Source organism: Fluviicoccus keumensis (genome assembly GCF_004217445.1).
GTDB classification, from domain to species: domain Bacteria; phylum Pseudomonadota; class Gammaproteobacteria; order Pseudomonadales; family Moraxellaceae; genus Fluviicoccus; species Fluviicoccus keumensis.
Genome location: NZ_SHKX01000016.1, coordinates 17,549 through 36,370 on the forward strand (window position 1 = coordinate 17,549; position 18,822 = coordinate 36,370).

Sequence of the window (18,822 nt, forward strand, 5' to 3'; positions counted from 1 at the left end):
GGCGGTCAGAAATACGACCGCCAGCCCAACGACACCCCGCTCCAGTCCCTGCCATCCTGTTCCTGATACCGGGCCTCCACCCGGATGCCGTCCTCGGCATCCAGATTCCATTGATACCCGGCTTCCACGGCGGTCCGGAAAGATTCGCTGTCGGTGAACCACAGGCTTTCCACATGGCCCAGCCACTGACCGCGCGCGCCTTGCGAGCGGCAGCCGACACGCGGACCTGCCCCGGCCCGCCAGCCTTTATCCAGTATCTGGCCGCCGTTCAGTTCCCCTTGCAGCACGCCATAACACAGCTTCCCTACCGCAGGTTGCACCGTAAAGCCCATGCCGCCTTCCAGATAGCCCACCGCATGCGATTCCCGGGTACTGAATCGTCCGGCGCTGTCCACCGAGGCTTGCCGTGCGCCCAGACCCAGATTCCAGGACATGGGTTTCAGGAAGTCGTTGCGGGTCGCCAGCGAGTCGATGTGCACCAACGTGAATTGTTGCAGCGCCAGTTGCCGCTCCCGCAGCAGGTAGTGCAGCTGCAGGCGCAGGAAGTCGATGGAGGCTCCCTGACGGTAACCGCCATCGGGATCGAGCAGGTCATGGTAGGCGGGGCGATAATCCAGTGACAGGAAGCCCTGATCCTGGGCATAGCCGCCGCCTGTTTGCCACTCCGAGGTCAGATGGCCTTGGGATGGGTCCACGGCCGGGCGCGGCGGCGCGCGGCGGCTGTCCGGCTCCGCGTAGGTGCTGCGGCGGATCAGCAGTTGCCGCAATTTGGCCGGAGCGGTGGCCGGGTCGGCCTTGTGCGCCAGATAACGGTAATACAACCAGTCATAGCCCATTTCCACCGCGCGCGCCTGGTCGGCGGAGGAAAGCCCGTCCAGCGCGGCTTGCGGATTATCGGCCAGTTGTCCGGCGGCGCGGTTGACCGCACGGGAGTTTTGTCCGGCGTGGGAGTCCAGCAATGTGCCGCTGGCGGGACGGTAAATAACCTGCTTCAGCATGCCCTGTTCCGCCAACACCCGGCGCAGGGTATCCGTGGGCGCGGCATAAACCGGAAAGTCGCGGCGCATGGCCAGGCCGGGGCGGGCGGCTTCAAACAGGCCCAGCAACTGATACGAGCAATTGCTGGAGAAGAAGTAGTAGGGGAACATCACCCCCTTCAATTCCCAGAGGTGCTTCAGCAAGCGCTGCACTTCTTCCGGCGTCAGGTTGAGCTGGTACTCCCACAGGTCGCGGTTCTCGAAGTCATTGTATTCCTTGACCTTCTGGTAATAGGGCAGGATCGAGAACGCGCCGGGATAACCGCCGGTGACGCCCTTCCACGCGAAGTCGAGGCTGTTGGCGTTATCGGTTTGCGCCGCGTAGTTGATGGCATAGGCCAGCAGGCGGGTTTCCTCGGTCTGCTCGGGCGCATCAATGCGCAGCAGCGTGTGGCCGAACATGGAGGACGGATTGTTCAGGTAGTCGGCGGCAAAGATCAGCGTCGCCTGTTGCGGGTTAATCCCTTTCATCCAGGTATTCAGCGCCGAACAGTTCAGCGGCGCCAGGTCGCGGTCATCAATCGGCAGCCGCGTGCGCAGCCAGGCCGTGCGCGCGGGGAAACGGCAGGCAAAGGCCTGGTCGCCCAGTTCCATGGAGTCGGTGTAAAGCGCGTGAATGTCGGCGCGTAACTCGGCTTCGGGGTTATCCCGTCCGTCCGGATGCATAAAGAAGGCCGGTTGCCGGACCAGGCTGGCGCGGTGGTGCCGGCTCAGGTCTTCGTAACGCAGCAGGATGCGCCAGTAGGCGTCATCGTACAGCCGGGTTTCCGAGGCTTTTTCAAGGACATCTTCGAGAGTTTCGGCCGAAGCGGCGCTAAAACAGAGGGCGAACAAAATACCCGGCAGCAGGGCAAGAAATCGGGAGAACATGGGCAGGCAATTCCGGAGCCGCAAACAAAAACCCCCCGCCGGAGCGAGGGGCAGGAACCACGGCCTGAATCAGGCGGCGGCGTAGGCGGACAGGACAGCGTCCTTGGCCATCACGCCTTGCAGGGCGGAGAGCACCTGACCGGCGGACTGGTTTTCCGGGGCGAAGATGGTGCCGAAGTTGGTCTTGGCGGCCTGGAAGAAGGCAGCCTTGTGCTCGGCCTTGATGCCCATCAGGTCAGCCAGCACATTGAGGGATTCGCCTTGGCCGACCGACATGTCGCGGGCCAGACGCTCGCTGTTGGTGCCCATGTACATGCCCAGCTTGGCGCGGGAAGAGATGACGCCGTCAGACTGGCAGCCCAGGGTGCCGGTGGTGATGCCGAACAGCTGGTTGGCGGAAGTGCCGTTGGTGGTCACCGCCAGGATCTTGGGGATAACACCGGATTGACCGGCCCACAGCATGGTGCCCAGACCGCAACCGGTATCCTGGTCAGCCATGGCAACGGAAGAGGCGCCAGCCAGCAGGGCAATCGCTACAAACTTTTTCATGAAGAATCCCTCGTTGTATTTGTTGGTGTCAGTCAACCCTGCTTTTTCAGGGGACTTTCCCGAGAGTAATGCTTTTGTCATGGACTGCCAAGGGGGATGCACTGCCTTTGTGCATGCCTGTGATCGTGTCGTCAGCCTTTCTTTTGAGCGGTCGGTTGCGCCTGTCCGACAGGATCGCAGGGCACTGAATCTCTCCGGCTGGTAATTTTCGCGCGCGAAAAAAGGATACCGTCAAAGGAGATTATGATGAACAAGCTTTTCGCAGGAGCAACACTGGCGCTGAGTCTTTCCCTGTTTGCCGGCTGCGCCGCCACCGGAGTCGCGATTTCCAAGCGCAATCTGGACGTGCAAACCAAGATGTCCGAGAGCGTCTTCATTGACCCCGCCGCGCCGCAAAACATGGTGCTGCTGGTCCAGGTCCGCAATACCTCCGACAAACCCGATTTCACCGTCCAGAACGCCGTCGAGTCCTCGCTGGCCGCGCGCGGCTGGAAGCTGACCCGCAATCCTGACGAGGCGCAGTACATGCTGCAGGTGAATATCCTGCAAGTCGGCAAGTCGGACCAGACCGCCGCCGAGGCCATGCTGGGCAAGGGTTTCGGCTCGGAAGCGATGGCGGTCGCCGGGGCGGGGGCGATCTATGCGGCCGGGTCGGACAACAGCCGGCATATTGTCGGCGGCGGTCTGGCGCTGGGCATGGCCGATTTCGTGGCCGGGCAGATGGTGAAGGATGTCTATTTCTCCGCCATTACCGATGTGCAGATTTCCCAGCGCACCAAGAGTCCGGTCAGCCTGCAGGGTTCGCAAAGCCTGAAGCAGGGCACGTCCGGCTCGGAAAACCTCAGCTACGCCGAGGAAAGCCACTGGAAGCGTTACCGCACCCGCGTGCTGTCCTCCGCCAACAAGGTCAACCTGTCCTGGGAACAGGCGCAGCCGGAACTGGTCAAGGGCCTGAGCACCTCCATCGCCGGGATGTTCTGATTCCGGACTTCCCCGTCTCCTCCCGTCCGGGAGGAGACTCCCGCTGGCCGTTCAGGTCGAGCCGTAAAACCAGTCATTTCCCGCACTGAAGACCAAGTCCTCCAGGTATCCGGGCAGGTTCACGCCGGTCAGTTTCTGGTAGTGCAGGGCATTCTTCCAGGCCTGCGCAAAGGGCGGCAGCGCCGGTTCGCGGAAACACAGCACCGACTCGTTGCCGGTATCGCAGGTGGCGCTGACCACGCGTCGGTCAAAGATGCGCCCCAGTCGTCCCAGATTGCGCCGGAAGGCCTTGTCACTGCGCCACAGGTTGGCCGAGAGGATGCCGCCCGGTTTCAGCGCTTCGCGGCTGGCGCGGTAGAAGTCCTCGCTGCACAACGCCGGGGGCAGGCCGTCGGCATCGTAGGCATCCATCAAAATGATGTCCGCCGACGCCGGATGGGCGGGAAGGTACTCGACGGCGTCCGCCCGCAGGATGCGGAATTGGCGGCTGTCCGGGGGAATCAGGAATTTGTCGCGCAGGGCGATCACCGCCGGGTTGATCTCGATGGAGGTGATGTTCGCGTTGGGCAGGAAGCGCTGGCAGAACTTCGACAGGGAGCCGCCGCCCAGGCCGACGATGAGGATGTCCGCCGGTTCCGGGTGGAAGGCCAGGAAGGTGACCATGCGGCGGGTGTATTCGAACTCCAGCCGCCAGGGGGCGTCCTTGCTCATCCGGCTTTGCACGGCCTCGCTGCCGAAGTGCAGGGTCAGCGACTGACGGGTTTCCCACAGTTCGGGTTGGTCGTGGTTTTCGGTCGGGAGCGTGCTGCCGCCCATATCCGTATCAGCCACAGTCGGAACAATCCGCTTGTCGGGGCGCGGCGGTTCCGCCCAGCAGCGATTCCAGGCACTGTTGCCGGATACCGTAGAAGTCCTTGATGGCCCGGATCTGGTTGCGGAAGGGCGCGGCATCCCGCGCGGCGGCGCGCTTCACCGCCAGGATCATCTTGTTCTTGCTGGTATGTTCCAGCGACACGAATTCAAAGACCTGCGTATCGTAGCCGCTGGCTTCCAGCAGCAGGGCGCGCAAGCCGTCCGTCACCATTTCCGCTTCCTGCCCCAGGTGAATGCCGTGCTTGAGCAACGGTTGTAGCACGGCGGGGCTGTGCATCTGCGGGCGGATTTCCTTGTGGCAGCAGGGGGCGCAGAGGATGATTTCCGCGCCCAGCCGGATGCCGGTGTGGATGGCGTAGTCGGTGGCGATGTCGCAGGCGTGCAGCGCAATCATGATGTCCAGTTGCGGCGTGTCAAAGGTGCGTACGTCGCCGGTGAAGAAATCCAGCCCCTGCAAGCCTGACCGCTCCGCCGCCTGCATGCACAGCCGCACCAGCGGATCGCGCAGTTCGACACCGGTGACATGCGCCGCGCGGCCCTGCGTGCGCGTCAGCCAGTCGTGCACGGCAAAGGTCAGGTAGCCCTTGCCGGACCCGAAGTCCAGCACCCGCACCGGCCGTGCTTCGGGCATGCGTGCCTGCGCAAAGGCGTGGCTGAAAATTTCCAGGAACTTGTTGATCTGCTTCCATTTCCGCGACATGGCCGGGATCAATTGACCCTTGGCATCGGTGACGCCCAGATCGGTGAGGAAAGGGCGATCAAGGTCCAGAAAGCGCTGTTTTTCATGGTCGTGCGTTCTGGCGGTGGCTTCAGCGCGGACTTGCCCCTGATGCTGCAGCGAGGTCTTGCCTTTCTTGCTGAACTGCAACTGGGTTTCGCCGTCGCTGGCCAGCAGGTTGGCATTCTTGAAGTCCCGGCCCAGCAAGGCTCCGATCAGCGCGACGCCTTCCGCGACGGGATGGTTCTTGGTGATCTCGCGGGTCTGGTACTGGTAGACAACGCTCAGGCAGTCCTGACCGCGCAGGTTGATGGGGCGCACCGTCAACCGCACCAGTTCTTTTTCTTCCCCCTGATATTTGCTCAGCACCAGCTTTGAGAGCGTTTGGGCGTCGAGGCTGTGGCGGAGGCGGGCAAGGAATTCGGCGGGATGATCGGTCATGGCGGCGCAGCCTGAAGTGAAGCGGCAAATTTAACAGACAGGGGGAATCGCAGAAAGCAGAAGGGCGACTTTCGTCGCCCTTTGCCGGATCTCAGCAACCGGGGGAGTTACCCCTGGTTGGCGATGGCTTCCGCCACCGTCAGCGCCGTCATGTTGACGATGCGGCGGGTGGTGGCCGACGAGGTCAGGATGTGCACCGGCTGGTTGGCGCCCAGCAGGATCGGGCCGATGGTGACGCCGTTGCCATTCGCGGTCTTCAACAGGTTGAAGGCGATGTTGGCGGCATCCAGCGTTGGCATGATCAGCAGGTTGGCGTTGCCCTTCAGGCGCGAGTTGGGGAAGGTGTCGTGACGGACATTTTCATCCAGCGCGGCATCACCGTGCATTTCGCCATCCACTTCCAGCTCCGGCGCGTTGGCGCTGAGGATGGCGTAGGCATCACGCATCTTCTGGGCGCTGGCAGTGTTGCTGGTGCCAAAGCTTGAGTGCGACAGCAGCGCCACCTTCGGCGTCATGCCGAAGCGGCGGATTTCCTCGGCGGCCAGCATCGTCATTTCGGCGATCTGTTGCGCGGTCGGGTCCGGATTGACGTAGGTGTCGGCGATGAACAGGGTGCGGTCGTTCAGGATCAGCGCGTTCATGGCGTAGAAGTTCTGCGCCTTGCGACCCAGGCCGATCACGTCGGACACATAATCCAAGTGCAGCTGGTAGTGGCCGAAGGTGCCGCAGATCATGCCGTCGGCCTCGCCGAAGTGCATCAGCAGCGCGCCGATCAGCGTGGTGCGGCGGCGCACTTCGCGCTTGGCCAGCTCGACGCCGATACCGCGACGCTCCATCAGGCGGTGGTAATAGGTCCAGTATTCCTTGTAGCGCGGATCGTTGTCCTGGTTCACCAGTTCAAAGTCGATGCCGGAGCGGATACGCAGGCCCAGGCGCTGGATCTTGCTTTCAATCACCGGCACGCGACCGATCAGGATCGGCTTGGCCAGGCCTTCGTCCACCACGATTTGCACCGCGCGCAGGACGCGCTCGTCTTCGCCTTCGCAGAAGATGATGCGCTTGGGCTGGGCCTTGGCCTGGGCAAACACCGGCTTCATGATGAAGGCGGAGTTGTAGACGTATTCCGACAGCTTCTGGCGATAGGCGTCCAGATCGGCGATCGGGCGGGTCGCGACGCCGGACTCCATCGCGGCCTTGGCGACGGCCGGGGCGATTTCCATGATCAGGCGCGGGTCCAGCGCCTTGGGAATGATGTAGTCCGGTCCGAAGGAGGTCACTTCGCCGAAGGCGGTGGACTCGGTCTGCTCCACATGCGCCATGCGCGCGATGGCTTCCACGCAGGCAATCTTCATCGCCTCGTTGACGTTGGTGGCGCCCACATCCAGCGCGCCCCGGAAAATATAGGGGAAGCACAGGGCGTTATTGACCTGGTTCGGGTAGTCGGAACGACCGGTGGCGATAATGGCGTCATCGCGCACGGCCTTCACTTCTTCCGGCATGATTTCGGGCGTCGGGTTCGACAGGCCGAAAATGATCGGCTTGGCGGCCATGGTCTTCACCATGTCCTGACTGACGATACCGGCTGTGGACAGGCCCAGGAACATGTCCGCGCCGACCATGATGTCCGCCAGCGTGCGCGCATCGGTTGCCTGCGCGTACTTGGCCTTGCTCTCGTCCATGGCGCGGCCGTGGTGCAGCACGCCCTTGGAGTCGGTGACGTAGATGTTTTCCTTGCGCGCGCCCAGCGCACAGATCAGGTCCAGACAGGTGATGGCGGCCGCGCCGGCGCCGGAGCAGACAATCTTGATGTTGGCGATGTCTTTCTTGACGATCTTCAGCGCATTCAGCAGACCCGCGCCGACAATAATGGAGGTGCCGTGCTGGTCGTCATGGAAAACGGGAATCTTCATCCGTTCGCGCAGCTTGCGCTCGATGTAGAAACATTCCGGAGCCTTGATGTCTTCCAGGTTGATACCGCCGAAGGTGGGTTCCAGGCTGGCGATGATGTCCACCAGCTTGTCCGGGTCGCGTTCGTCGATTTCGATGTCGAACACGTCCACGCCCGCGAACTTCTTGAACAGCACGCCCTTGCCTTCCATCACCGGCTTGGAGGCCAGCGGACCGATGTCGCCCAGGCCCAGCACGGCGGTGCCGTTGGAGATCACCGCGACCAGGTTGCCGCGCGCGGTGTAGCGCGAGACGGTGCTCGGATCTTTTTCAATTTCCAGACAGGGCGCGGCGACGCCGGGGGAATAGGCCAGCGCCAGGTCGCGCTGGTTGATCAGGTTCTTGCTGGGGGTAACTGCAATTTTGCCGGGCTTGGGAAATTCGTGATAGTCCAGCGCGGCTTTCTTGAACACCTCATCCATCTTTGGTCTCGCTTCGTGTCGGGCACGTCAGTTTGGGTGTAGCCCGCGCGGAAGACGGGGAGGGCCGGTCGGGTTGGCAATGCCGGCGGTCCCGCGCGGGGCGCGGGCTACGAAAAGGGTTGAAAACTATAGCACTCCGCGCCACGGTGTGGCATGGACATGCACAAACAAAATCGGGTTACGGAACCGGTCCCCTTTTTAGGGGGACAGGTTGAGGGGAGACCGGGAAACGGGGAGGGTGTTTGTTTCCCGGTCGGGCCGGTTCCTTTTGGGAGACCGGCGCGACACGGTGGTCGGCCCGGGGGCCGGAAGGGTCCGGTTGGCGGAAGCCCTTGTTGCTGCCCTTGCCTCGCGTGGTATGCGCGGGCAAGGGCACGGTAACCGATGTCCGGGCGGGGGTTAGGCCGCCTTGCCTGCCGTCCGGTTTCGGGCGGCGATGCAAGTGGGAGACATTAGCATTGAGGGGAGGGGGAGGGCAAGGGTTTGGGATGCCGTTTTTCTATCAATATTTTGAAAATGTCCATTGAGGCACGATTAACTTGTCCATTATGGGGGGATCCAGATTAGTGGCCAGAGTTCGGGTTTGCTCTTTTTACTGGATGGGCATTGTGATGAACCCATAAACCCAATTCGCCGACATAGTAGGTATGAAAATCTTCCACATCTATATTGTAAACTGTGACCTTGGCGTCACCATAGAACTCATGTCGAAGGCCGGTATCACGAATCATCTTCAAAAAATTATGAACCAAAGGGTGTTTTTCAGGGTCTCCATAGATAACGCTATTTCCAAACCTATACATGCTTTCTGGAGATAGACAATCATCAAGTCGATCGCCTATGAAATATATAGTCTGTAGATTTCTACGGAAGTCCATAATTAAGCCAGGATCGTAGCCAGTAGGTTTCGCCCAGAAAACATTCTCAATGTCAGTACTATAAAGGCCTCCAGCCCATATATCTCCAAGAAAGGTTGGACCTTTAGAGATAATGGCGCCCTCCATTCCTCCGACGTCTTTTGCGAACTGCCAGCCAGGTCCATCATCAGGATTGATCTCGACACCTAAATCATAGCTCATGTCTTCGGCTGTATTCTCGCCGATTCGACTTACCCAGACTGGATGGTTTTCCGTCAAATAGAGGGTTTCCATTTCATAATGTCCATCTTTGAATCTAGAGGGCAGTCTTGTTACGTGACGGAGTCTGAAGATTTCCTTTTTTTCCAATGATTTGTAGACGCTAGTAATTCGTTTATATTCCTTGAGACCTTTTTCATTATCCGGGCTGGATAGCACATAGTCACCTATTTCCAGTTGCTCTATAGGAACTAATCCCTTGTTAGTATGAACCGGCGTCCCTGCGGCAAAACCGGAACCACATGTATTGAGGTTGCTTTGCATTCTTTATCTATTCCGTCAGTTTATGTAGCTCTCGTAGAGCAGATTAATAATGCGCCGGACTCAATCCTTGAAGGGGGAGGTTACACATGTCGAATGTGCGCCAACCACTCATCCACATCCGCATTCTGCACCCGCTCGTAAATCTCCTCCACCCGCAGCGCCACCCCGATCGACTCCAGCACCAGACTGTCGCCCATGAAATAATTCTCCGGCAACCATCCCGACTCGCGCCGCATCACCTCCACATCCACGGCGTCCTGCTCAATCAGCACATATTCCATCAACGTCGGAATCTGCCGGTACGCCGCCCGTTTAACCGTTTCGTCGCGACGCCGGGTGGAGCGCGAGAGCACCTCTACAATAAGCACCGGCGTCACCAGCATGTTGTCTTCCGCCAGATGCGTGGAGCAGTCAACCACTACATCCGGATAGACATAATCGAATCCGCCCAGCGTGGCGGGAAAGCGCAGTTTGGTGCTTTCGGAAAAGACTTCGCAAGGTTTGCCCTTCAGATGAGCCGAAATTTCGCGGAACACATTGCCGACAATCCGGCTATGGTTAAAACTGCCGCCGACCATCGCAAACACCTGACCGTCCAGCAATTCGTGGCGGATATCGGTGTCCCGTTCCAGCGCGAAATAGTCGGCTTCGCTGATGGGCGGGTCGATTTGGCGGGCGGTAGAAACCATGAAAGCCTCGTGGGTTGTAATGCAGCGATTACCTCACGCTATCGAATCTGTTCCTCAAACGCAAGAAAAAGGGCAGCCTCAGCTGCCCTCTCTCCGCAACCAGCCTCACTGCTGCTGTTGCTGCACCTGCTGTTCCCGCGCCACCGCCCGATAGCCGATATCGCCGCGATGATACTCATCCGCCCACGAAATCCGCTTCACGCCTTCATAGGCATTGCGCTGCGCCTCGGACACCGTTGCGCCCAAGCCGGTCACGCACAACACGCGCCCGCCATTGGTCACCACCTGACCGTCCTTCAACGCCGTCCCGGCCTGGAAAACCTTCACCACCGGGCTGTTGGCGTCGTCGATGCCGGAAATCACATCGCCCTTGCGCACATCATCCGGATAACCCCCGGCGGCCATCACCACGCCCAGCGCCGGACGCGGGTCCCATTGCGCTTCGGCGGGCAGTTGACCGGCCAGACCGGCTTCCACCAGCGCCACCAGCGAGCTTTGCAGACGCATCATGATCGGCTGGGTTTCCGGGTCGCCGAAGCGGCAGTTGAATTCGATCACCTTCGGTGCACCGGAAGCGTCGATCATCAGCCCGGCATACAGGAAACCGGTGTAGGGATGCCCTTCGGCCGCCATGCCGCGCACGGTCGGCATGATCACTTCGTCCATCACACGCTTGTGCACGGCGGGTGTCACCACCGGGGCGGGGGAGTAAGCACCCATGCCGCCGGTGTTGGGGCCGGTGTCGGCGTCGCCGATGCGTTTGTGGTCCTGGCTGGTGGCCATCGCCAGCGCGTTGACGCTGTCGACCATGACGATGAAGCTGGCTTCTTCGCCTTCAAGGAATTCTTCCACCACCACGCGCGCACCGGCCGAACCGAACTTGTTGCCGGACAGCATGTCGATGATGGCGGCTTCGGCTTCTGCCAGCGTCATCGCCACGATCACTCCCTTACCTGCGGCCAGGCCGTCGGCCTTGATCACGATCGGCGCGCCTTTCTCGCGCACGTAGGCGAGAGCGGCGTCAGTGTCGGTGAAGACGCTATAGAACGCCGTGGGGATGCCCTGACGCGCCAGGAAGTCCTTGGCGAAGGCCTTGGAACCCTCCAGTTGCGCGGCGAATTGCGTCGGTCCCCAGATGGGCAGACCGGCGGCGCGGAAGGCGTCGACCACGCCGTTCACCAGCGGGGCTTCCGGGCCGACCAGCGTCAGGTTGACGCCCTGCACCTGCACGAACTGGATCAGCGCGGTGTTGTCGAGGATATCGAGCGCGATATTTTGGCACTTGGCTTCGGTGGCGGAACCGGCGTTGCCGGGCGCGACAAAAACCGTTTCCACGCGCGGGTCCTGCGCGCACTTCCAGGCGAGGGCGTGTTCGCGGCCGCCGGAACCGAGGATCAGGATTTTCATGGGAGATGTCCCCAAAATATGTGAATTATTAAGTCACGGGGTATTCCCTCTCCCCACGGGGGAGAGGGTTAGGGAGAGGGGGGACGGCATTGGCAACGAAAACGGCTTGTGTTCGGGCCGCTTTCCGCACCCCTCTCCCCGGCCCTCTCCCCCAAGGGGAGAGGGGGTTACATCACATCAGTGCCGGAAATGCCGCATTCCCGTAAACACCATCGCCATGCCATGTTCATCGGCGGCGGCAATCACTTCCGCGTCGCGCATGGAGCCGCCCGGCTGGATGACGCAGCTGATGCCGACCTTGGCGGCGTTGTCGATGCCGTCGCGGAACGGGAAGAAGGCGTCCGAGGCCATCACCGAACCGGCGACCTGCAGCCCGGCGTGCTCGGCCTTGATGGCGGCGATACGGGCGGAGTTCACACGGCTCATCTGGCCCGCGCCGACGCCGATGGTCTGGCGGTTCTTGGCGTAGACGATGGCGTTGGACTTCACGTACTTTGCCACCTTCCAGGCGAAGATCAGGTCATGAATCTCGGCTTCGGTCGGGGCGCGCTTGGTCACGATCTTCAGGTCGGACTCGCCGATCATGCCCAGGTCGGCATCCTGCACCAGCAGGCCGCCGTTGACGCGCTTGTAGTCCAGACCGGCAATGCGCTCGGCCGGGGCGGGCAGGGCGCCGCAGGTCAGCACGCGCACGTTCTGCTTGGCGGCGGTCACGGCCAGGGCTTCGGCGCTGACGGACGGGGCGATGATCACTTCCACGAACTGGCGGTCGACAATCGCCTTGGCGGTGGCGGCGTCCAGTTCGCGGTTGAAGGCGATGATGCCGCCGAACGCGGATTCCGGGTCAGTGGCGTAGGCCAGGTCATAGGCCTTGCCGATGCCGCCCTCGGCGTCCGGCACCACGGCCACGCCGCAGGGGTTGGCGTGCTTGACGATGACGCAGGCGGGCTTGACGAAGGACTTCACGCATTCCAGCGCGGCGTCGGTGTCGGCGATGTTGTTGTACGACAGCTCCTTGCCCTGCAGCTGCTTCGAAGTGGCGACGCTGGCTTCCTTGGCGTTCGATTCGACATAGAAGGCGGCCTTCTGGTGCGGGTTCTCGCCGTAGCGCAGGTCCTGCGCCTTGTTGAATTGCAGGTTGAAGGTGCGCGGGAATTGCTGGGCCGGTTCGGTGACCAGCTTGCCGAGGTGATTGGCGATCATGCCGTCATACTGGGCGGTGTGTTCGAAGGCTTTCACGGCCAGGTCGAAGCGGGTGGCTTGCGACAGGCCGCCGGTGCTCTTGATCTCGTCAATGACGCGGCCGTAATCGGAGGCGTTGACGACGATGCCGACGTGGGCATTGTTCTTGGCGGCGGAACGGACCATGGTCGGGCCGCCGATGTCGATGTTCTCGATGGCGTCTTCCAGCGTGCAGCCGGGCTTGGCGATGGTCGCGGCGAAGGGGTAGAGGTTCACCACCACCAGGTCGATGCGGCCGATGCCGTGCTGTTCCATCACGCCGTCATCCTGGCCGCGACGGCCGAGGATGCCGCCGTGGATTTTCGGGTGCAGCGTCTTGACGCGGCCGTCCATCATTTCCGGGAAGCCGGTGTACTCGGCCACTTCCTGTACGGCAATGCCGTTGTCCTTGATCAGTTTGTAGGTGCCGCCGGTGGAGAGCAGCGCAACGCCGCAGGCGGCCAGTTCACGGGCCAGTTCTACAATGCCGGTCTTGTCGGACACGGACAGCAACGCACGAGTGACTTGCATGGCGATTCCCGAAGAAATTCAAAAGAAAGTGAAGGGATAACCCTGAAAAAGAAAAGGGCAATTCTAGCCGAATTGCCCTGAAAAAATGACCAATAATCAGTCAGAGATAAAGCCGTGTGTTTTCATCTTCTTGCGCAGCGTGCCGCGGTTCAGACCCAGGATCTGGGCTGCCTTGGTCTGGTTGCCGCGAGTGTATTCCAACACCACGGACAACAGCGGGCGTTCCACTTCGGCCAGCACCAGTTCGTAGACTTCACACGGCTTTTCGCCGTTGAGTTGGCCGAAATAGTGACGCATGGCGCGCTCGACATGCACGCGCAGGGCGGCATCGGTCTGGGGAACGGGAATCGAAGACTTCAAACTGCTCATAATGACCCTACTACTACGAGATAACGGGGAAACCTTCCCGGCAGGACGCCTGGAAGGCTTGCACGGCGGCGCGTTGCGCCTGGCCGGTGGTCAGTGCGTGAAAGCGGCGGACAAAGTCGCGCCCCTGTTCCCAATACTGCGCATACCAGCCAATATGTTTGCGGGCAAAGCGGACACCCAGCTCCTCTCCATAAAAAGCATGCAAGGCGGCCAGGTGGTCCAGGCTGACTTGAATCTGATCGGAAAGGTCCGGGGGTGACAGCAGTATGCGGGTACTCAGGAAATGGCGAATTTCACGAAAAATCCACGGCCGACCGTGTGCGGCGCGGCCCAGCATAATACCATCACAGCCCGTTTGTTGCAGCACTGTTAACGCTTTTTCCGGCGAGTTGATGTCGCCATTTGCCAAGACCGGAATGCTGACAGCCTGCTTGATCGCAGCCACGGTGTCGTATTCGGCCTGGCCTTCATATTTGTCCGCCCGCGTGCGGCCGTGAATGACCAGCATGCGGATGCCGGCGTCCTCGGCGATGCGCGCGATGGTGACGCCGTTGCGGTTGTCTCGGTTCCAGCCGGTGCGCGTCTTCAGCGTCACCGGCACATCCACGGCCTGGACCACGGCGTGCAGGATGTCGGCGACCAGGGCCTCGTCCTGCATCAGCGCCGACCCGGCCAGGCGGTTGCAAACCTTCTTCGCCGGGCAGCCCATGTTGATGTCGATGATCTGCGCGCCGCGTTCGACATTGAGGCGGGCGGCCTCGGCCATCATTACCGGGTCATAGCCCAGGATCTGCACCGAGCGCGGCCCCGGCTCGCCTTCATGGTTAAGGCGGAAGCTGGACTTGGCGGTGTGCCACAGCCGCGAATCCGAGGTGACCATCTCCGACACGGTATAACCGGCTCCCTGGTCGCGGCAGATCTGCCGGAACGGACGATCGGTGACGCCCGCCATCGGGGCGAGGGCGATCGGGTCGATCCGGTACGGGCCGATAGCGACGGGGGAGAGCATGAATGGATGGTCAGGCCGGGGAAAACGGCGCGCATCATACCGCAAAGCGGCGGCAAGAGAGAGTGTTTTTTAGGCGAAAAACGGAAATACTTTGGTACGCCGGTACGAGGTCGTCGCAGACCCTCGTCCCGGCATGGCAAGGCTTAGAGCAAGGGCTCCATCCGGTAGCCGAAGAAGGGAGCGTCCGGCTTGACCAGCGCCAGTTCCACATGAATCGGGGTGTCTGGCGGAATACGGCGCAAGTTCGAGAAGTCGCTGGGCAGATATTCCTTGGGAGTGAACACCCGGCCGGCCACAATGCCCCCTTTCTTGTCCAGCAGCACCAGCTTCAGGGCGGGCAACGGCTGGGTAAAGCTGGCCTTGTTGTAAAGAATGGCATCCGCCTGCAAGGCATTGGCGACCTCCGGATGCTTGCGCACCACCAGCTTGTTGATGTTGAGCAGCTTGGTGTCCGGAGGCGATGGCAGCTCGCATTTGAACGTGTCGCACAGTTGAACCATTCTGGGACGGGTATCCGCGGAAATGGCGAGCGCGTCAAAGTTGAAGTAGACATATTGCGCAATCAGGGCTGCCGCCGCCAATATGCAAAGCACGGACCATGTGAAATAGTAGCTCCAGTTCACCGACAGATGCCGGTGATGGTGGATCTCAACCGGAAGCGAAGCCTGGGTTTGAGACAACGTCGGCGCACTGTTGCTGTTAAGGAAGTTCAGCAGGTCATCATCAGACGCAGACTTGTCTTCGGACTCGCTCTTCTCGTTCGGACGGCGGGTCGAGGTTCGCTGGGCGGACGCGCCTGCCGCAGTTGCGGACACGGCCGGTGTTGCGGCTTCACGCGGCGTTTCCCTGGGCAGATCCCGCGGCGGCTCCTTCGGCTTCTTGCCGGGGGTAACCACCTCCATGCTGTAATTCTTGGCCTGTTCCTTCTTTTCCTCTTCGGCGATTTCCGACAAAAGCGCGGTTGCCCAACTGTCGTCGGCGGCATCCTTGATTTTTTCGACCTCGCCGGGACCGCGCAGCTGATGGCCTTCAGAGGGTTTTTCCTGCCAGGCCTCGTGCAGCATGTCGCTCAATTCATCATCGAACAGGGGCTTCTTCGTCTTGGCAGCCGGGGCGGATACCGGAGGGGGCGTCGGCTCGCGGGGCGGTGCGGCGGGGACGGCTTCTTCCGTCCCGCTGGCGTCGGTTTGCTCCCCATTGGCTTCTTGCTTGCCGCCGATCAGGTTGAACGCCCAGGAGTCATCTTCCAGCTTTTTCTTCTTGGCGCGCTGGCCGATAGGCTGATCTTCAGGTTTGATGACGGCGCTCTGTGTCTTGGCGACAATGGGCGGAGCTACCGGTTTGGCCGGTGCGGGCGTCGGCGCTGCCGGGGCAGGTTTGGCGGGAGCCGGCTTGGATGGGGCTGCCGCCGATCCGGTAACAATGTTCTGGTCGGCCCGGAAGACTTGCAGACAGGAACCGCAACGCACATGACCGCCGCGGGCGGCCAGTTGGGCGTCGGTGATATTGAATACGCTGTTACAGAACGGGCATCGTGTCTGTTTGGTTTCGCTCATAGTCCCTCAAGCTCCGGGCTCTGGTTCCACATGTCAGTCAGCGGTCGGCGTGACGTTTGCCGGAAAGGCGGCACCAGTTTTCTTCTTTTGTCTGGAGTGTATCAAGGCTGAACCACGGCGAGTAGGCTTTTTGCAGGTCTTCCACCTGCGTTGTGATAATGCCGGAAACGGCCAGATCTCCATTCTTCGTCGTCAATTGTGCCAGCACCGGTGCCAGTTCGGCCAGTGGTCCGGCCAGAATATTGGCGACCACGACATCGGCCTCAACGTGGGGCATGTCGTCAGGAAAGTAGGTAGTCAGGCGGTCGGCGACGCCGTTGCGCTCGGCGTTGTCACGGGTGGCTTGCAGCGCCTGCGGATCAATATCGACACACCAGGCCTGGCGTGCGCCCAGCAACAGCGCGGCAACGGCCAGGATGCCCGAGCCGCAGCCGTAATCAATCACGGTCTTGCCTTGCAGGTCGAGCTTGTCCAGCCATTCCATGCACAGCGCCGTGGTGGCGTGGGTGCCGGTACCGAAGGCGAGCCCGGGATCCAGCAACAGGTTGATGGCGTCCGGACGCGGCGGCGGCGTCCAGCTGGGCACCACCCACAGGCGGTCGCCGAAACACATCGGGTGATAATGATCCATCCAGGCGCGCTCCCAGACCTGGTCTTCCAGGATTTCAACGCGGTGCGGCGGCAGAGGCTGACCCAGCTCGGCGGCGACATATTCCAGGATGGCGTCCATTTCCGAGTCGGGCGTGAACAGGGCGACGACGCGGGTAGCGTCCCACAGCGGGGTGGTGCCCAGCGGCGGCTCGAACAGCGGCTGGTCGGCCGCGTCCTCCAGCATCACGGCTCCGGCGCCGACCGACTCCAGGATTTCTTCAATACGTTCGGCATCGGCTTTGCCGGTTTCAATCTTCAGTTGCAGCCAGGGCATGGGTTATTTCCATCAGGTGGTCCGCCACCGTTGTCGGCAGCGGACGGTATTGCGTGTCAGTGAGCCATCCCGAGTTTCTTTTCGAGATAGTGGATGTCAACGGCTCCGGCGTTGAAACCGGCGTCGCGCAGGATTTGCTCGCGGTGCAGCGGGATATTGCTGCGGATGCCCTCCACTACGATCTCATCCAGGGCGTTGCGCATGCGCTGCAGCGCGATGTCGCGGCTGGGACCGTAGGCGATCAGCTTGCCGATCAGCGAGTCGTAGTTGGGCGGCACGGTGTAGCCGGCGTAAATATGCGAGTCCATGCGGATGCCGGGGCCGCCGGGGGCGTGGTAGTAGTCGATCTTGCCGGGGCAGGGCAGGAAGGTCTTCGGGTCTTCGGCGTTGATGCGGCATTCGATGGCGTGGCCGCGGATGACGATATCGTCCTGCGTCACCGACAGGCCCAGACCGGCGGCGATGCGCAGCTGCTCCTTGATGATGTCGATGCCGGTGACCATTTCCGAGACCGGGTGTTCCACCTGCACGCGCGTGTTCATTTCGATGAAATAGAAGCGGCCGTCCTCATAGAGGAACTCGAAGGTGCCCGCGCCGCGATAGCGCATCTGCTCGCAGGCGCGCACGCAGGCCAGCTGCACATCGCGGCGCACGTCATCGGGAATGTCGGGGGCCGGAGCCTCTTCCACCACCTTTTGGTGACGGCGCTGCAGCGAGCAGTCGCGGTCGCCCAGATGCACGGCCTTGCCCTGGCCGTCGCCGATGATCTGGACTTCGACATGACGCGGCTGCTGCAGGAATTTTTCCATGTAGACGGTGTCGTCGCCGAACGCGGCCTTGGCTTCGGCCTGGGTCACGGCCAGCGAGTGCAGCACGCTATGGGCGTCATAGACCACGCGCATGCCGCGTCCGCCGCCGCCCGCCGCTGCCTTGATGATCACCGGCAGGCCGATGCGCTTGGCCATCGCCTGGGCGTTCTCGGCGGTTACCGCGCCGTCGGAGCCGGGCACGGTGGGCACGCCCGCCGCCTTCATCGCTTCGATGGCGGACACCTTGTTGCCCATCAGGCGGATGGTGTCGGCGCGCGGGCCGATGAAGGTGAAGCCGGATTCTTCCACGGCTTCGGCGAAATCGGCGTTCTCGGCCAGGAAGCCGTAGCCGGGATGAATGGCCTGGGCCTGGGTGGCTTCGGCGGCGGCAATGATCGACGGAATGTTCAGGTAACTTTCACGCGAGGAAGCCGGTCCGATGCACAGGGCCTCGTCGGCGAGGCGGACATGCAGCAAGTCGCGGTCGGCCTTGGAATAGACCGCAACGGTGCGGATGCCCAGTTCCTTGCAGGCGCGCAGCACCCGCAGGGCGATTTCGCCGCGATTGGCGATCAGCACTTTTTCAAGCATGGCGTCCCCGCTGTCTTAGACGATGGTGAACAGCGGCTGGTCGAATTCGACGACCTGACCGTTTTCGACCAGGATGGATTCGATGACGCCGCTCTTCTCGGCCTGCACCTGGTTCATCATTTTCATGGCTTCGATGATGCAGACGGTGTCGCCGGCCTTGACGGTCTGACCGACATCGACGAATGCCGTGGCGTTGGGCGACGGCGCGGAATAGTAGGTTCCGACCATCGGCGAGCGCTGGATATAACCCTGCGTGGCCGGAACCACGGCGGCGGGCGCGGTGCCCTTCGGCGAGTCTTCAACAGCGGCGGGAGCCAGAGCGGCCGGAGCCGGGGCATAGGTCATGGCGGCAGGCGCGGCAACGACCTGGCGGCGACGGCTGATGCGGACCGATTCCTCACCTTCGGAAATTTCCAGTTCCTCGATATCGGATTCCTGGACGAGATCGATCAGCTTCTTGATTTTGCGCAAATCCAT

Annotated in this window: 16 protein-coding genes; 1 reads left to right on the forward strand and 15 read right to left on the reverse strand. The window is 61.6% G+C overall.

The features are described 5' to 3' along the window. Positions 1 to 5: 5 nt before the first annotated feature. Both EV700_RS15160 and EV700_RS15165 read right to left on the reverse strand, forming a co-directional pair. Entirely contained in the window at positions 6 to 1,907 is a 1,902-nt protein-coding gene (locus tag EV700_RS15160) for an Lnb N-terminal periplasmic domain-containing protein (RefSeq protein ID WP_130415345.1), read from the reverse strand. 69 nt (positions 1,908 to 1,976) lie between these two features. Further along, entirely contained in the window at positions 1,977 to 2,456 is a 480-nt protein-coding gene (locus EV700_RS15165) for a DUF3015 family protein (protein WP_130415347.1), read from the reverse strand. A 246-nt stretch (positions 2,457 to 2,702) separates the two neighbouring features. Between EV700_RS15165 and EV700_RS15170 the strand changes: the two genes are divergently transcribed. Next, positions 2,703 to 3,437, forward strand: a complete 735-nt coding sequence (locus EV700_RS15170) for a complement resistance protein TraT (protein ID WP_130415349.1) — start codon at positions 2,703 to 2,705, stop codon at positions 3,435 to 3,437. 51 nt (positions 3,438 to 3,488) lie between these two features. Here EV700_RS15170 and EV700_RS15175 read toward each other — a convergent pair whose 3' ends face one another. The 13 genes from EV700_RS15175 to accB all read right to left on the reverse strand — a co-directional run bounded on the left by EV700_RS15175 (position 3,489) and on the right by accB (position 18,822). Next, on the reverse strand, positions 3,489 to 4,268 hold the full coding sequence (locus EV700_RS15175; RefSeq protein WP_165391512.1) for a spermine/spermidine synthase domain-containing protein: 780 nt from the start codon (positions 4,266 to 4,268) through the stop codon (positions 3,489 to 3,491). Next, the gene (locus tag EV700_RS15180) at positions 4,261 to 5,469 is read right to left on the reverse strand and encodes a class I SAM-dependent methyltransferase (protein WP_130415353.1); all 1,209 of its coding nucleotides are present in this window, start codon (positions 5,467 to 5,469) and stop codon (positions 4,261 to 4,263) included. Before EV700_RS15180 ends, EV700_RS15175 begins: the two co-directional genes overlap by 8 nt. Before the next feature lie 107 nt (positions 5,470 to 5,576). Then, on the reverse strand, positions 5,577 to 7,838 hold the full coding sequence (locus tag EV700_RS15185) for an NADP-dependent malic enzyme (RefSeq protein WP_130415355.1): 2,262 nt from the start codon (positions 7,836 to 7,838) through the stop codon (positions 5,577 to 5,579). A 563-nt stretch (positions 7,839 to 8,401) separates the two neighbouring features. Next, positions 8,402 to 9,238, reverse strand: a complete 837-nt coding sequence (locus tag EV700_RS15190; RefSeq protein ID WP_130415357.1) for a Hint domain-containing protein — start codon at positions 9,236 to 9,238, stop codon at positions 8,402 to 8,404. 80 nt (positions 9,239 to 9,318) lie between these two features. Beyond that, a complete protein-coding gene (locus EV700_RS15195; protein ID WP_130415359.1) occupies positions 9,319 to 9,927 on the reverse strand; it encodes a Uma2 family endonuclease in 609 nt (202 codons plus the stop codon). 105 nt (positions 9,928 to 10,032) lie between these two features. Then, entirely contained in the window at positions 10,033 to 11,334 is a 1,302-nt protein-coding gene (purD, locus tag EV700_RS15200) for a phosphoribosylamine--glycine ligase (RefSeq protein WP_130415361.1), read from the reverse strand. A 177-nt stretch (positions 11,335 to 11,511) separates the two neighbouring features. Next, a complete protein-coding gene (purH, locus tag EV700_RS15205; RefSeq protein WP_130415363.1) occupies positions 11,512 to 13,086 on the reverse strand; it encodes a bifunctional phosphoribosylaminoimidazolecarboxamide formyltransferase/IMP cyclohydrolase in 1,575 nt (524 codons plus the stop codon). 96 nt (positions 13,087 to 13,182) lie between these two features. Further along, a complete protein-coding gene (fis, locus tag EV700_RS15210; protein ID WP_130415365.1) occupies positions 13,183 to 13,455 on the reverse strand; it encodes a DNA-binding transcriptional regulator Fis in 273 nt (90 codons plus the stop codon). Positions 13,456 to 13,468: 13 nt separating this feature from the next. Further along, positions 13,469 to 14,464 carry a tRNA dihydrouridine synthase DusB gene (gene dusB, locus EV700_RS15215; protein WP_130415367.1) on the reverse strand — a complete coding sequence of 332 codons (996 nt, stop codon included), beginning with the start codon at positions 14,462 to 14,464 and terminating at the stop codon, positions 13,469 to 13,471. Positions 14,465 to 14,607: 143 nt separating this feature from the next. Next, a complete protein-coding gene (locus tag EV700_RS15220) occupies positions 14,608 to 16,020 on the reverse strand; it encodes a zinc-ribbon and DUF3426 domain-containing protein (protein WP_130415369.1) in 1,413 nt (470 codons plus the stop codon). Between the two features lie 37 nt (positions 16,021 to 16,057). Then, on the reverse strand, positions 16,058 to 16,945 hold the full coding sequence (prmA, locus tag EV700_RS15225) for a 50S ribosomal protein L11 methyltransferase (protein WP_130415371.1): 888 nt from the start codon (positions 16,943 to 16,945) through the stop codon (positions 16,058 to 16,060). A 56-nt stretch (positions 16,946 to 17,001) separates the two neighbouring features. After that, entirely contained in the window at positions 17,002 to 18,345 is a 1,344-nt protein-coding gene (accC, locus tag EV700_RS15230; RefSeq protein WP_130415373.1) for an acetyl-CoA carboxylase biotin carboxylase subunit, read from the reverse strand. 15 nt (positions 18,346 to 18,360) lie between these two features. Continuing rightward, on the reverse strand, positions 18,361 to 18,822 hold the full coding sequence (gene accB, locus EV700_RS15235; protein ID WP_130415375.1) for an acetyl-CoA carboxylase biotin carboxyl carrier protein: 462 nt from the start codon (positions 18,820 to 18,822) through the stop codon (positions 18,361 to 18,363).